At 34.6% G+C, this 15,803-nt stretch carries 14 protein-coding genes; 10 read left to right on the forward strand and 4 right to left on the reverse strand.

Annotated elements, in window-relative coordinates; all coding sequences use genetic code 11:
• The first annotated feature begins 188 nt into the window (after positions 1 to 188).
• The 3 genes from CLU81_RS17520 to CLU81_RS17530 all read left to right on the forward strand — a co-directional run bounded on the left by CLU81_RS17520 (position 189) and on the right by CLU81_RS17530 (position 1,833).
• Positions 189 to 806, forward strand: coding sequence for an isochorismatase family cysteine hydrolase (locus CLU81_RS17520; RefSeq protein WP_099710991.1), 618 nt, complete (start codon positions 189 to 191; stop codon positions 804 to 806).
• Positions 807 to 808: 2 nt separating this feature from the next.
• A complete protein-coding gene (locus tag CLU81_RS17525) occupies positions 809 to 1,339 on the forward strand; it encodes a hypothetical protein (RefSeq protein WP_099710992.1) in 531 nt (176 codons plus the stop codon).
• A 188-nt stretch (positions 1,340 to 1,527) separates the two neighbouring features.
• A complete protein-coding gene (locus CLU81_RS17530) occupies positions 1,528 to 1,833 on the forward strand; it encodes a hypothetical protein (protein WP_099710993.1) in 306 nt (101 codons plus the stop codon).
• Positions 1,834 to 1,932: 99 nt separating this feature from the next.
• Here the strand turns inward: CLU81_RS17530 and CLU81_RS17535 are convergent, their stop codons facing one another.
• Positions 1,933 to 2,919: a GlxA family transcriptional regulator gene (locus tag CLU81_RS17535; RefSeq protein ID WP_099710994.1), complete on the reverse strand. Its 987-nt coding sequence runs from the start codon at positions 2,917 to 2,919 to the stop codon at positions 1,933 to 1,935.
• A 160-nt stretch (positions 2,920 to 3,079) separates the two neighbouring features.
• Between CLU81_RS17535 and CLU81_RS17540 the strand changes: the two genes are divergently transcribed.
• From CLU81_RS17540 to CLU81_RS17570, 7 genes are all read left to right on the forward strand, one after another.
• Positions 3,080 to 3,391 (forward strand): EthD family reductase, encoded by a 312-nt coding sequence (locus CLU81_RS17540; RefSeq protein WP_099710995.1) that lies wholly within the window; start codon positions 3,080 to 3,082, stop codon positions 3,389 to 3,391.
• 48 nt (positions 3,392 to 3,439) lie between these two features.
• The gene (locus CLU81_RS17545) at positions 3,440 to 3,934 is read left to right on the forward strand and encodes a DinB family protein (protein ID WP_099710996.1); all 495 of its coding nucleotides are present in this window, start codon (positions 3,440 to 3,442) and stop codon (positions 3,932 to 3,934) included.
• 17 nt (positions 3,935 to 3,951) lie between these two features.
• Positions 3,952 to 4,395 carry an SRPBCC domain-containing protein gene (locus CLU81_RS17550; protein WP_099710997.1) on the forward strand — a complete coding sequence of 148 codons (444 nt, stop codon included), beginning with the start codon at positions 3,952 to 3,954 and terminating at the stop codon, positions 4,393 to 4,395.
• A gap of 165 nt (positions 4,396 to 4,560) precedes the next feature.
• Positions 4,561 to 5,139 carry a Crp/Fnr family transcriptional regulator gene (locus CLU81_RS17555; RefSeq protein WP_144444517.1) on the forward strand — a complete coding sequence of 193 codons (579 nt, stop codon included), beginning with the start codon at positions 4,561 to 4,563 and terminating at the stop codon, positions 5,137 to 5,139.
• Positions 5,140 to 5,227: 88 nt separating this feature from the next.
• Positions 5,228 to 5,698 carry a DUF4440 domain-containing protein gene (locus CLU81_RS17560; protein WP_099710999.1) on the forward strand — a complete coding sequence of 157 codons (471 nt, stop codon included), beginning with the start codon at positions 5,228 to 5,230 and terminating at the stop codon, positions 5,696 to 5,698.
• Between the two features lie 38 nt (positions 5,699 to 5,736).
• On the forward strand, positions 5,737 to 6,762 hold the full coding sequence (locus CLU81_RS17565) for a trans-acting enoyl reductase family protein (protein WP_099711000.1): 1,026 nt from the start codon (positions 5,737 to 5,739) through the stop codon (positions 6,760 to 6,762).
• A 47-nt stretch (positions 6,763 to 6,809) separates the two neighbouring features.
• Entirely contained in the window at positions 6,810 to 7,583 is a 774-nt protein-coding gene (locus tag CLU81_RS17570; protein ID WP_099711001.1) for an isocitrate lyase/phosphoenolpyruvate mutase family protein, read from the forward strand.
• A gap of 354 nt (positions 7,584 to 7,937) precedes the next feature.
• Here CLU81_RS17570 and CLU81_RS17575 read toward each other — a convergent pair whose 3' ends face one another.
• The 3 genes from CLU81_RS17575 to CLU81_RS17585 form a co-directional block, all read right to left on the reverse strand.
• Complete coding sequence (locus tag CLU81_RS17575; RefSeq protein WP_099711002.1) at positions 7,938 to 9,953, reverse strand: hypothetical protein; 2,016 nt, start codon at positions 9,951 to 9,953, stop codon at positions 7,938 to 7,940.
• A 364-nt stretch (positions 9,954 to 10,317) separates the two neighbouring features.
• Complete coding sequence (locus CLU81_RS17580; RefSeq protein WP_158235346.1) at positions 10,318 to 12,018, reverse strand: RagB/SusD family nutrient uptake outer membrane protein; 1,701 nt, start codon at positions 12,016 to 12,018, stop codon at positions 10,318 to 10,320.
• Between the two features lie 26 nt (positions 12,019 to 12,044).
• Complete coding sequence (locus CLU81_RS17585; protein WP_099711004.1) at positions 12,045 to 15,290, reverse strand: TonB-dependent receptor; 3,246 nt, start codon at positions 15,288 to 15,290, stop codon at positions 12,045 to 12,047.
• Positions 15,291 to 15,803 lie beyond the last annotated feature (513 nt).

Below are 15,803 nucleotides of genomic sequence, written 5' to 3' on the forward strand. Positions count from 1 at the left end.
TTTAGTTAATTGTGAAAACCGTAATTCGTTACGGTTTTTTTATGTCGTGATATTTCGATGAAAATCAGAGTATTAGCGATATATCAAATGATTTTAATTTGTAATCTGCTGATAATTAAGTACTTGATTTAGGGTTTGGATTTTGAAGTGAAAAGTAAAAGCATTTTAATCACTAAATTGTTTAAATCATGAGTACTTATCAAAACAACAGAACTGCGTTAGTATTAATTGATCCTTTTAATGATTTTCTTTCGGATAAAGGGAAACTTTGGCCTTTTGTAAAAGAAACGGTCGAAGGAGGAAATGTCGTTCAAAACATGAAAAAGGTTTTGGAAGCAGCCAGAAAAAGTAATATCCAGATTGTATATGCGCCACACAGGCATACACAAAAAGGAGATTATTTGAATTGGAAGTTTTTTTCGCCTTCTCATAACGGAAGTAAAAATTTGACTCTTTTTGAGAAAGGAAGTTGGGGAGCAGAGTTTCATCCGGAACTTTTGCCTGTTGAAGGAGATTTGATCGCTCAAAACCATTGGACAGCGAGTGGTTTTGCTAATACTGATTTGGATTTTCTTCTAAAAATGCACGACATCGATCATATTATTATCGCCGGAATGCGTGCCAATACTTGTGTCGATTCGACTGCGAGATATGGTGTAGAACTGGGTTATCACGTCACGTTAATCAAGGACGGAATTGGCGCTTTTAATCAGGAAGAAATTAGAGCAACGGTAGAAACGAATTTTCCTAATTACGGGCATTCACTTTTGTCTGCCGATGAATTTGTAAAATCCCTGGAATCGTAAAAATGGAATTACTTGCCGAATGTACTGCAAAGGCAATGATTCATTGTGTTGCAGAAAAAATAGATCTCGCAGATTGGCTTTTTACACTAAAAGATCAGGAATATCAATCTTGTTCTGTAAATCATATTGCGGGTGGAATTTCTAGTTCAATAGACGGAAAAAGAATGTCTATAAATGTCGAAAAAGTAGCTGATAATCTATTGGTTCAACATTATATTGAAGAAATAGGAAATAAAGATCATTGCAGAGTAAATTCGATTTCAGATTCTTTTTCTGGTTTAGGTAATACTAAATTAGGAATTACGTGGGAACTTAGAATCAATGTTTTAACCGCAAATACCTGTGAACTGGAAAATAGCGTAAAAGTATCTTCAACTGATCATTTTTTGACTTTATTAAAATCTGTGAATATTACAGATTTAGCTCTTGTAAAAAGCCAAATGCTTCAAAACGTAGAAGAACATAGTGCCGAGGAAACGCCTTTGTTTGCTGCCGATATTTACAATAAAGTTTTGGCGGGAAGATGGGATTAAATCTAATTTTTAAGAAGAAAATAAATAGGTTTCGAAAGTAGAATTTGTACTAACTTTGTATTGATTTAATAATTTAAGGTAAGTTTATATATGAACTTACTTTTTTTTCATAACTTTAATTTTGAATTCAACTTATAAGCATGTTGAAGTTCTAAAAATAATAATTTAACCTTTTTAATAATAAGATTATGGTAGTACAGTATCAAGGTGAACAATACGGCAAAAAGACAACTTTTAAATTAAGAATAATAGGAAACAATTTATCAAAAAGCAGCTCAAATTATCAAATTGATTTGCTGGTAGGAGACAAGCAGTTGCCTACTTTTACGACATCAATTCATCAGAGTTTGTCAAATTGTTTGAAAGAAATCTACTTATTCAGAAAACACAATGGTATCAAATTCGAAGCTTCTTCAGAGAAAGTTGCTACGCCTTTAGTGCCTTATGATCAGGTTTTATACAACTACAATAAATATGCATTATTTATGGCGTAAGCTTTAATGTGCTTTAAGATAAAAAAGACTGTTCAGATTGTTGAACAGTCTTTTTTTTTATGAATATTTCGAAAAAGAAATTACCGTTGTAAATAAATTTTAGGCAACCAAAACGACATCTTTATGGTATTTTCTTTTGTATTCTAACGGAGACATTCCGGTAATTTTTCGGAATACTTCACGGAATGCTTTTACATCAGAATAACCGACTTCATACATCACTTCGTTTATTGTTTTTCGGTTGGTTTCAAAGGCTTTTTTTGCCGCTTCAATTTTCACTCTTTGCGAATATTCTACAGGAGTATTTCCAGTGGCTTTTATAAATCTTCGGTCAAAATTTCTTCTTCCAACATTTAGTTTTGAGGATAATTCGCCAATAGATATTTTTTCGTCTAAGTTCTTTTCGATGTAGGATTGTGCCAATTGAACCATTTCGTCATCGTGCTTTTTTTGACCTGTGAAAATGGCAAATTGCGATTGCGTATTTCGGTTCATTTCGATCTGAAAAACTTTCGAACAATAAATTGCAGTATTTCTATCGTAATATTTCTCAATCAGATAAATCATCAAATTAAGAAACGAATAAGCGCCGCCATTAGTGTAGATTCCTTTTTCATCGGTAATTAATTCGTCGACTTGTAAATTTACTTTAGGAAACATTGACCTGAAATTTTCGGTTACGGACCAATGTGTAGAACAGCTTTTTCCGTCTAATAATCCAGACGCTGCAAGTACAAATGCGCCGGTACAAATCGTGGCAATTTCGGCACCGTTTGCGTATTGTTTTTCTAACCACGGCAATAATTGCTCATTATCTTTTAGCGCAAGATTATAATTATGGTTTAAAGAAGGTATAATGATAAGATCAGTTTTTGTAATTGCTGAGATATTAAGATGCGGTTTTACGGTAAATAATCCCCCATTGAATTCTATTTTTTCAGAAATACCGGCCAATTGTATATTAAACAGTTCTTTTTTGCTGCTTATCTTATTATAGGCATTTGCTCGGGTAAAGATTTCATAAGCACCTGTAATACTGGGAAGATTATTATCTCCATTTGGAACTATAATGGTAAGATGTTTCATCGTTTTTGATTTTTTTTGACAAGTAAAGGTACTAAATGTTTTTGTCCAAAACTACCCATTACAATGTCTGAATTACACCTTAATGATTTGATTATTAGAGAGTAATTTTACAATTCGAAACTCAAAAAAACGACTTAGAACAATTTAAACAAAACCGATTATGGCAAAAATGACTGTGATTTACACCACTCCAAAGGATAAGGAATTTTTCGAAAAACATTATTTCGAAGTACACGTTCCGTTGGCAAAACAATTGCCGGGATTACTGAAATATGAAATCAATAATGGTCCAATTATTTCGCTTACAGGACATAATGATGTTTATCGTGTAGCCAATTTATATTTTAATTCACTTGATGAAATGATGGAATCTTTTAAGTCAGATATTGGGCAGCAATGTGCGGTTGACCGAATGATTTTTGCCAGCGATGACGAAGTTCAGATTTATGTGTATGATTCAATAAATACCTGATAAATAACGAAACGATTATAAATTTTACAACTATTAAAACCTAAAAAAATGACAACAACAGTAACACCAACAACGACATTATTCGTTAAAATGATCTTAGACAGATGGTACGCTTCTATACTAAATTGCGATACATTACTTAATGCTGTAAGCGACGAAACTTTGCAAAAAGAAATTGCTCCGGGAAAAAATCGAGGCATTTATTTGCTTGGACATCTTATTGCAGTTCACGACGATTTATTGGTTCTATTGGATATGGGACCAAAATTATATCCTGAACTGAATGAACCTTTTATTAAATCTCCGGATAAAACGGTAAAAGAACTTCCAACTGCACAAGAATTGAGAAGTTTCTGGACAAAGCAATCTGAAGCGATAAAACAAAAATTTGACAATTTGAAACCCGAAGAATGGTTCGAAAAACATACGGCTGTAAGCACAGAAGATTTCGAAAGAGAACCTCATCGCAATAAATTGAATATTGTGGTAACAAGAACATCACATTTGCAATACCATTTAGGTCAGTTGCAATTACTTAAATAACATTAAAAAACAACAAAATGGCAACATCAAATTATAGTACAACGATTTTAGTTGACAATTCAAAAGAAGAAGTTTTTAATGCCATCAACAATGTTCGCGGTTGGTGGCAAGGAGAAATTGACGGAAACACAGAAAACCTCAACGATGAATTTGGTTATAGCGTGCCGGGAATTCATTTTTCGAAACAAAAAATAGTTGAGATTATTCCGAATCAAAAAATTGTTTGGCTTATTACAGACAGTAAATTAAGTTTTGTAAAAGATCAAAGCGAATGGACGGGAACAAAAATTGTATTCGAAATCTCTGAAGTAAACCATAAAACACAAGTCCGTTTTAGTCATTTGGGATTAGTTCCTGAATTTGAATGTTATGGAGATTGCTCAAATGCCTGGAGTCAGCTTATCGAAAAGAGCTTATTCAGCTTAATAACTACGGGAAAAGGAGTGAACGTTTTTGGATAAAAAAAGGTGTATATTTTACACTAATATAATTGTATAAGTAATTGATTTATTTAAAGTTAAGGTTTGTATTTATAAGATTTGGCTAATCCGAAAAATGCACTTATTTTAGTGCTAAATTTCCTGTACAGAACAATCAGAATAGCTAAGAATATAAACTATACAAAGTTGAACGAGACGTCTGAATTTTACCTCTTTTATAAACATATTGCAAAGTTTTCTTCTATAACAGAAGGAGAATTTGATGATATAATGTCTTATTTTTCAAAAATTACCTTCAAAAAAGGAGATAATCTTGCAAAACTAGGCGAAAAAGTAAACCACACTTATTGGATTTCTAAAGGTCTTGCGGTGTCTAATTATATAGATAATTTGGGCAAAGAACACATTATGCAATTTGCCAATGAAGGTTGTTGGATTACAGATCAACAAGCTTTTTACAACCAGACAATTGCCATTTTTGATATTGTTTGTCTGGAACAAACTGAGGCGATTTCGATTTCATTCGAGAACAGAGAAAAATTATGTGCAGCCATTCCTAAGATGGAAAATTTTTTTCGGCGAAAAGCCAACGATAGTTTTGTAAAACAGCAAAAAAGACTTCTTACTTATATGACCAACGATGCTACTGAGCGTTTTAACCTCTTATTGAAAGAATACCCGGATTTGATACAAAGAATTTCAAAACGAAAATTAGCCGCTTATTTAGGTGTATCAAGGGAAACATTAAGCCGTTTGAAAAGATAAATTTTCCTCTTTTAAAAAAGTGACTTACATCACCATTTCTTTATCTGCATAATCTGAATTTTGTCCTGTAACATTAACAATAATTATCATGCACAACAAGTTATTTATCTCAGTAGTTGTTCTTGCAATGCTATTGTCTTGCAAGGATCAAAAAAAGGAAATTCAGAATACAGGTTTAGAAGAAGCTAAAAAAGCAATCGCAGAAAGTAATGCGATTTATTTTGAATCATTCGTAAAAAATGATTCTTCGATTTTCATCAATCGTTATGCAAAAGATGCCTGTATTATGGCGCCAAATTCAGTACAAATGTGTGGTCATGACGCTGCCGCAAAATTCTTTAGAGCGGCTTATGACAGCTACGGAATGAGAAATGGCAAATTTATTACAACGGCGGTATATGGCGACGGAATCGAATATGTAACCGAAGAAGGTTTGTGGCAATCTTTTAATGCCAAAGGCGAATTGTTTGACGATGGTAAATTTCTGGTACTTTGGAAAAAAACTCCTGAAGGCTGGAAAATGTTCCGCGATTCTTTTAGCAGTAACCGCAAATTATAAAATACAATAACTAAACCTAAAATACCAAAACCCCTTTTATGGAAAATAAAATAGTAATATACGGCGCTTACGGTCACACAGGAAAATTTTTAGTTGCTCAGCTTTATCAACAAGGTTTCAAACCTGTTCTTAGCGGACGCGATGCTGATAAGTTGAATGCTTTAAGCAAAGATTATCCGGATTTAATCACAAAAGTGGCTGACATCAATCAACCTGAATCTTTAGATAAGGCTTTTGCCGATGCCGAAATAATCGTAAACTGCGCAGGTCCATTTTTAGACACAGCAGAACCTATTATTCAATCTGCGCTACGATTAGGGAAACATTATCTTGATGTAAGTGCGGAGCAAAAAGCGGTTTTGGACATCTTTGAGCAATTCTCTGAACAGGCAAAAACTGCCAATGTAACTATAATTCCAGCCGCAGCATTTTATGGTGGTTTAGGAGATTTATTGAGCACAACACTTACTAAAGACTGGGATCAGGTCGATGAAATCTCAAGTTATATAGGCTTGGATTCCTGGCATCCTACAAAAGGAACTCGATTGACTGGAGAACGCAATCATTATCAAAGATTTATGTATGCAAACAATAGTCTACAACCAGTTTTGGAGGTGAAATCTAAAGTTTGGGATTTTCCAGAACCAATAGAAACACAAGAAGTAGTAACGGTTCCGCTTTCGGAAATAATTACGATTTCGAGACATATAAACGTCAATACAATTAATACTTATTTGAGTCAAAATTCGTTGACTGATATTAGAAATGATAAAACGCCGGAACCTAAAGCTGCGGATGAAAAAAACAGATCTAATCAAATTTTTTGTATGGAAGTTGTCGCTACAAAAGGCAATAAAAGCAGAAGTATTACAGCTCAGGGAATTGATATTTATGCTGTAACAGCGCCTTTGATTGTTGAAGCTTTGAAAAGAATTCTGACCGGAAAAATAGAAAAACAAGGTGTTACAACATTGGGAGAAGCATTTGATGCTACAGATTTTTTAAATGCTCTTGATGCTGATGATATCGTGATTTCGGAGATTAAAGAAACTGAAATTAATTAAATAAAAAACAGAAATTAGAATTGCCCTTTTTTATAAAATTATACAATATGACGAATCATTTTCAAAAGTTTAAAGAATTACACGATCAGCAAGAACCTTTGTTGATTGGTAATGTTTGGAATGTACAAAGTGCGAAAAAAATGGAAGATTTAGGTTTCAAAGCCTTAGGAACTTCAAGCTACGCAATTGCAGAAACACTTGGATATGCTGATGGCGAAGAAATAAGTTTTGAGGAATATCTGTTTATTACAAAACGTATTGCAGCGTCAGTATCTACGCCACTTTCTGTAGATTTGGAAGCCGGTTATGGAAAAACAGTTGCAGAAATTGTGTCAAATATTAAAGAACTGAATAAGATTGGCGTTTCGGGAATTAATATAGAAGATTCTGTAGTCGAACAAGGAGTAAGAACTATTGTTGATGCAGAATCATTTGCTCAAAAAATTAAGGCTGTCGCCGAAGAACTTTCGAAAGAAAATATCAAGATTTTTATCAATCTTAGATCTGATGTTTTTTTATTGGGATTACCGGATAGTCTAAACGAAGCTCTGAAAAGAATAAGGACTTATGAAACCATAGGAGTTCACGGATTGTTTTTTCCTTGTGTTACAAAAGGCGAAGATATAGAAGCGCTTACAAAAGCAACAAAATTGCCAATAAATGTAATGTGTATGCCTGATTTACCAGATTTTAATACGTTGCAAAATGCGGGTGTAAAACGAATTAGCATGGGGAATTTTTTAAACAATAAAATATATCAATACTTAGGTTCTGAAGTCGAAGCGGTTTTGAAAAACCAGAATTTTAACAGCGTGTTTTAAAACTAAACAAATAAGCTCATTGAGCTTTCAATTTAAGACAGATATTTGCAGAACCATTTTTGTTCCATCGGAACATTTCATCGGTAGAAAAAAGGGTTACGGTTCAATATCGTCCCGTAGGGATGTTTGGCAAAATTTCATGCGTTTATATTTTTATAACGTTAGTAGCCAAACGTTCCTCTGGAACGAAAAAAAACGTGTCTTTATTGGGGTTACCGATGAAATGTTCCGATGGAACAAATTGTTGATGGTGATATCTTAATTATTAATGATTTGATATTTGTTTGTAGGGACTACACCATTTTCATATTAAAATCGATTATTCATTTTCCAAATATTTAAAAAATACAAAACCTATTGAAGACTAATATTTACCGTATCTCCGTCTTTAATAACTTTATTTACAATTACTTTTTTGCCCTCGGATATTGTTATTTTTAGTTTCTTATCGGTTCTTTCTACGGTAATGTCGAAATCTCGTTCGAATGCATTTATATGACGCATTTTCATTGACGACCAGGATTTAGGAAGTCGTGGCGTGAAATCAAAACTGTGCAAGGCCGTTGGACGTATTCCGAATAATCCTTCTGTAAAAATTCGGCAATACAAACCGCTTTCTGCCGAAAGGTGACGTTGATCGCCTTCAGGATATGCTTCTACAGGATAAGGAACGTGATCGCCCAATAAACGACGGTTCGAGTAATAATGTAAAAAATCTAATGCTTTGTCAGTTTCTCCGGCTGCCAATACGCCTCTTAAAGCATACAGCGTAGAGCGATCCCAAAATATTTTGTCGCCTGCAACACTGGCAAGACCATCTTTTGTCCACAATCTTGGAGAGAATAAGGCGTCAATAGTTCCGTCTTTTCGATCGTAAATTCCCATAGTAAGCGGCGTACAAATCCAGGCTCTTAAAACGTCATTTCCTTTGTAGTATTTGTAGGTTTCAAAACCTTCTATTTTAGCACCAAAATACTTTTCAATGGCAATTTTCAATTTTTCTGCTTCAGCTTTATAGGCTTTAAGTTGTGTTTGGTTTTCGCCTAAAGCTTCACCTAAATAAACAGCCGAGTTGAGCGCATCATAATATAAAGACGAAGTATTAAGATTGGCTTTTCCTGCAGGAAGACGCCCTTCGAGTTCATCAGAATCTGAAGTTACAACGCCATCAGAATTTAATTTTCTATGACAATATTCCAGACACCATTCTATCAATGGCCATAATTGTTTGGCCTCATTTACGTTTCCTCTCGAAAGTGCGTAACGCGAAGCTCCATAAGCAATCATCGCTCCGTCACCGCGATCTCCGGCTCCGGCCCAAATATCAGTTCCTTCGGCAACGATCGAACTTGGAATAGGTTTGTATTCTTTGTTCATGAATTTTGCAAATTGCAAATACGCATTTAAAGATGCCTGATTGCCATATTCATATCCTAAATAAGGGAAGAAAGGACCAATATATTCGGCTTGATCATTTGCCCAGATTGCAGCATAATAAGATTCTCCGCCGGGACCATGCATTGGACCGCCTTTGGTTTCAAAAATACTTTCGGCAGCTCTGATTTTGGCGAAAGCAAATTCGGTATTCAAAACCTCATCAGGCGTTTCTAATATAAGTTTGTCCCAGATTTCATGGATTAATTTTAGACGATTGTTTTTTTCTTCCTCAACATTTACAACAGGAACTTGTTCGTTTGCTTTAACACCAGAGTAAAAAACCGAAAAACTAATAGTTTCATTTGGCTTCAGATTAAAGCTTCCCGAATTAAAAAGATCTACATGCAAAGCATAACTGCCTTCTGTTCCTTTTGCGGAATCTGTGTTATAAACAGCATTTGATTTTGGAATTTCAATTGCGCAGGTTTTTTCAGAAATATTCTTAAGCGTATAAATTTCGCAATAACCAGCCAATGTTGTCGACGGAAAAAATTGTCTTGTTAATTCAAGTGTATTTCCTGCTTTACTTTTTACAAGTAATGTTCCGTTTAGGTTAAGCGAAATCACTTTTTCTGCCGCAATAGGTTTATAATTTACGGCTACCAAATCAAATGCGTCTTGCGCAAATTGGCGTGTTAAACTTGCGTGAGTATTATTTGGGATTGTTCTGAGCATTGGCCAAACCAAACTTCGGGTAGCATGAAAAGAACCATCTGTTCCAACACCATATCTTAGAACGCAAGAGATTTTTTTGCCGCTCATTTCGATATGATCGTCATGCGCAATGTTGTTGTTTATTTGCCAGGAAATAGAACCATCTTTATCCATTTGCCAACGGCGATCTTCTTGCGAAAATGTTTTATTTGTCATGAAGCAAAAAGCAACAAAGACAAATAGAATGTGTTTTCGTTTTTTCTGAAATGATCTCTTCATTAAATTTATTTTTTAAATGTGTTAAATAATTACCGCCAACTCTTTCTTATCCATTGTTTGTAGTGTTTGAACGTGTTGTTTTTTTTGGATAAGTTTTTATTACTAATTTACTAATTCAGTTAATATTTGAAAAATGTACTTGTTTTTTGTCCTGAAATTATCTGGACATCAACAAATGTATTAGAATTCTCGTTGTCATCTTTCTTGTGGCTGGCGGTAATTTTTTTGATCTAAGATTATTTTACCGCTATAAATTTTAAAAGTAAACCCACACAATTGATAGAGTGGGTTTGCGGAATTATCAGTTTTGTTGATCGACTATTACCATGACACTGATAATTAATTTAAAGTATAAAAGAAAATTCTAATTATAACCCGGATTCTGAACTAAACTGGTTCTGTTGGTTTCATCCCTTGGAATTGGTAATAAATAATGTTGAGGTTTGAAAATTCTGTCCTGAACTTTTGTATAAGTATAGGTTTTTGAACCGTCGCCATTTTTGGTAATAATTACGCCCATCAAAGGTTTGTTTTCGGTTTCTTCGGCAATTTTCCAACGGCGAACATCATAATAACGGAATCCTTCCAGACACAATTCAACTTGTCTTTCGTTGCGAATTTTATTTTCTAAGGCTGTTCCCGTCAAACCTGCCAACGGACCTGTTATTCCTGCACGTTGTCTGATTGCGTTTAGATATTGAATTGCTGTACCTTCATTACCAAGTTTAAATTGCGCTTCGGCATAATTCAGATAAATTTCGCCTAAGCGAGAAATAATCCAGGCTTTGTTGGTTTGTGTTTCGTTATTGTAATTGTATGTTGTATCACAATATTTGCGGAAAGTGTAACGTGTTTTACTCGCATTCCAGGTATCCCATCCTTGCGGAGAATCTAAACCGCCTTCGTAAAACTCAGCTTTATTTGAACTGCCGGCATCGTAACGATCTTGACAAAATTCTGGTTTTCCATAAGCGCGTCCATCATATACAATATTTTTGTAAAAACGCGGATCTCTGTTTACATAAGGTTTCTGAGGATTATAACCAGATGTAGGATCTGTAATGTCTTTTCCGTCAGCAGTTCCATAAGCATCAATATGACTTTGGCTTGGAGCGAAATTTGCCCAACCGTGAAAACCACTCGGAGAATTAAACATTTCTACACCATTAAAAGCACTCCATTGTGGATCTTTACTAGACAAACGAGAACAAATAATTTCTGAATTATTGGTCGTAAAAAGATCTTCATACTTTTTATCATAAAGCTGATAAATATTCAAATCGATAACAGCTTTTGCAGCATCAGACGCTTTTTTCCATTTAGCAATATCATTTGTTGTATTCCATTGCGGACTTGCGGCATAAAGTAATGCTCTTGATTTGATGGCAAGTGCAGCGCCTTTAGTGATTCTGCCAAGACTAGAAGTCGTTAAAGGCAATAACTCAGCAGATTTGTCTAATTCTGTCACAATAAAATCAACACATTGGTCATAAGTACTGCGATCAACTTTAAAATTACTGTTTAGATCAAAAGGAACTGTAATAAGTGGAACTCCTCCGTAATCGCTCGTAAGTTTAAAATAAGCGTAAGCTCTTAAGAAAATTACTTCTCCTTTTAATCTCTTGCGAGTTTCTTCGTCACCTGGAACGTTATCAATTCTAGATAAAAAGATGTTACAATTTTGAATCGTAGCATATGTAGGTTTCCAGATATCAAAATCACTTGCGTTATCTGGTGTTAATGCTCCTGAATTTACGGTCCAAATGTCATAATCATTAAAATTATTAAAAGCTTCGTCACAAGCTGTAGATAAAATCCAGCTGCGATTTGTTTTATTGTTCCAATTGTGTTGCGTGCTTGGCAAAACATTATAGAGATTGTTTGCAAAAGCTTCGGCAAGTTTCAAATCACTCCAAACCGTTGCATCTGTATAAGAATCCAAAGGAATTTTGTCTAAAGGATCTTCGCTGCAGGATATAAAAGAGGTGATTGCGATAAAAAAAGAGGCAAGGATAAACACCTTCTTTTTTATATTGATTCGGTTATTATTTATATAATTTTTCATGTCTGGATATTTTTTTTGTGGCAACATTATAATTCAATAGTTACACCCAATCTGTAGATACGGGTTTGCGGATAATTAACTCCTGTTGTATTATTTGTTTCAGGATCTAAGTTGTATTGTTTCATATGGTCGATAGAAAACAAATTTGTTCCTCCGGCGTAAACTCTCATATTCAATACTCCAAATCTCGAAAGCGCTTTATTTGGTAATACATAAGATACTTCTAATGATTTTAATCGAAAGAAAGACGCATCTCTCAGCCAAAAATCAGCCGGAATATTATTTCTATTATCAGAATCGTTGAATGCTACAGGATATTTAGAATTAGGATTATCAGCTGTATATCTGTCGTTGTACAACCATGTTGGCGGCGCTACGATTGCTCCTTGCGCTTGCGGCAATATCATTTGTTTTGCTTTTGCTTGTCCGGTCCAAAGTAAGTCGATAGAAAAACCTTTATATTCTGCTCTCATCGGAATACCGTAAGCGATTTTTGGCGTTGCCGATTGCGGAATTCTAACTTTATCATTAGACGTTATGTTACCATCGCCATCTGTATCTTTTACCCAAAGATCTCCGGGTTTTGCACCTTCAAAATGAGCCGAATTATCAACATCAGCCTGCGTACGATAAATACCATTTGTTTGGAAAACTAACCAGGAATCGATCGCTTTTCCAGTTGATTTTTGCCATTCCGGAATGTTCGCAGCTTCGTCACGAAACAGGACTTCACTTTGTGCATAAGTAAGATTAAAACCTAAACTGTATTTAAAATTATGCGTGTTATCAGCATAATTTAAAGACCAGTCAACACCTCTGTTAACCGTTTCTCCAATATTTTCTTTAGGAAGCGCCAATCCTGTATATAAAGGAACAGATGCATTTCTAGCCGTTAAAATATCAGATCTTTTGTTATTGAAATAGTCAAAAGTTGCGGTTAATTTGTTATTTAAGAATCCAAAATCAAATCCAATATTTGTAGAATATTGTACTTCCCAAGTAATATTTGGGTTAGGCGTAGACGAAAGATAGATACTATTGTTTAAGATATAATCGGAGCCAAAATAGCTGTAATTCTGCTGATTTGTAGTTAACTGATATCTTGTTAAGAAAAGATATTGGTTTGGATAAAACACGCCATTGATCCATTCTCCCAAATCATCATTACCCATTTTTCCCCAGGAAGCTCTTATTTTAAGTTGATCAATTGCTTTAATATTGTTTTTGAAAAATGGTTCTTCAGATATTTTCCAACCTGCAGAAACTGATGGAAACAATCCCCAACGAGTCGAAGACGGGAAGTTGAATGATCCGTTATAGCGGGCAGTAACTTCGGCGAAATATTTATTGTCAAAGTTGTAAGCAAGACGACCTAAGAAACTTTCTCTTCCGTCCTGATAAGCGCCGCCGGTTGCATTTTGTCCTTTAGTTCCTCCTGTAAAAATCTGATCTAATTGATCACTCAATAAATCTCTTCTGTAAGCATATGTTTCGGTTTTGTCAGTTGTAGTTTGTTCATATCCCACAAAAGCATTAAAACCATGTTTGTTGAATTTACGATCGTAAGCTAATTTTGCGAAATAAGTATTCTGATTCGTAATTTGCTCATCTTGCATAACACTGGTTATTGCCGTACTATTTTTTACGTTATTGTAACTATCATTCGTTTTGTCGTAAGAATAAGCATCCCAAGGTTTAGTAAATTTTTTCTCGCTGCGAACATTGTAGTCAAATGCAGCATATCCGCTTAGCGAAAGTCCCTCCGTAATTTTTGGTAATTTTAAGTCAAAACCTATTTTTGGATTTACGATTAAGTTCAAAACTTTGTCATAACCAGCAGCCGAAGAAGACATTAAAATAGGATTTCTACCATTTGCAATTCCCGAAGATGGAAGGCCGTTTTTCCAATACGCCGGAATAAAAGGATACATACTAACGGTTTCATGCATAATACTTCCAATGCTTACCGCAGGATATGTTCTGTCTTCTCGACGAGTTGAAATATCAAGATTAACCTTTAAATTTTTAGAGATATTAACATCAATATTCGACCTTAAGTTAAACTGTCTGTATCTTTCGTCGCTATTTCTAAGATTACTTTCCTGATTCAAATATTGGCCTGAAAAGAAGTACTTAACCTGATCGTTACCGCCATTTACAGAAAGAGAAACATTAGACTGAGGCGCATCTTTTCTATACACTTCTTTAAGCCAGTTTGTACTGGTATAATTTGGGTCATTTCCTGCTTTGTACTTATCGATTTCCGCGGGAGTATAAGGAAGTGTAGTTCCTTTATGTGCATTCAGTTCGTTATAATACGTCATATATTGCCACGAATTAACCCTTTCGTCCATTCTCGTTAATTGCTGAATTCCATACGAGCCATCGATTTTGATTGTTGGAGCTCCAACTTTACCTCTTTTGGTTGTAACCAAAATAACTCCGTTTGCAGATCGAACTCCATAAATTGCAGCCGATGCATCTTTCAAAACCGTAACCGATTCGATATCATCAGGATTAATTCTGTTCAAATCCCGATCCGGAATACCATCTACAACTACAAGTGGACTTGTACCGCCTCCAAACGAGTTAAATCCTCTAATCAAAAGGCTTGAGCTGTCATCGCCAGGTCTTCCGGAACGGTTATTGGCAATTACTCCAGACATACGTCCGGCAATTGCGTTTGAAACGTTTGCAGAAGCATTTGTTGTTAATACAGTACCTTTTACAGATGCAATTGCACCCGTTGTAGAACCTTTTTTCTGAGTCCCGTATCCTACAACAACAACCTCATTTAAAGTTTGGTTTTGTTCTTCAAGTTGAATATTCGAAGCATTAGAAGCCAAAACTTCCTTCGTTACAAAACCCGTAAACGAAATAACAAGAATGGTATTGGAGTCTGGAACATCAATGACGAAATTACCATCAAAATCAGTAGAAACACCAATTTGAGTTCCTTTAATAACAATGTTCACTCCCGGAAGTGGCTCACCTTTAGGACCTGTTACTTTTCCTTTAATTGTTTTTTGCTCTTTGAATGAGATGATTGATTTTTTTGTCAATTCAGAAAGAGACGAATTTTTAGCTGTTACATTGCTCTTAGTGAGTTTGGAGTTATTAAACTTCAGGAAAAATTTAGTCTCTTTAGTTTCTGTCGCAGCAGAAACTTGTAATGTCATGGCTAATAAAAATCCGGAGGTTAGTTTGGTAACCTTCCAGATTTCTGCAGAAAGCCAATCGGTTGTTGGTTTGTCTTTGGTTAGTAATTTCATGATTTTCTAATAATGGTTTTTGGTTAGTAATGAATTCTCTAATTTGTCAGATTTGTTCCGTTTCTTTTTTTCAGAACCAAACAAGATGCGTGGAGTACTTGCAGATCGTTTGCGAAAAAGAGACAAATGTGAGATCCAAAAGTATATATGTTTCAATATCTGTCTATACCAGTACCTACCAGTTTTTTTGAGATATGTTTAAAAAACAAGTATTAAATAAAAGAATATGAAAAATAAAGTGGATAATATATGAATATAATCTACAAAATAGAGAAAAGGACATATTGGTAGAATTTTCTGATTTTTTATAATAGCAGAACATGATTCTATCGCTACTAAGAGAGAAGAAAGGATGAGATTTTTACTTCGGAAAAAAGCAAAAAGTGTTAAAATCACATTATTTGAAAAACTCCCGAAAATAATGCTCTTTTGTGAGTTTTATGATTTGGGAAATTTACTATTGTAAAACACTCTTTTTTTCTTCGCTGATTATAAAATCATGAGTCGTTGAAT

It is taken from the genome of Flavobacterium sp. 9, assembly GCF_002754195.1.
Classification (GTDB): domain Bacteria; phylum Bacteroidota; class Bacteroidia; order Flavobacteriales; family Flavobacteriaceae; genus Flavobacterium.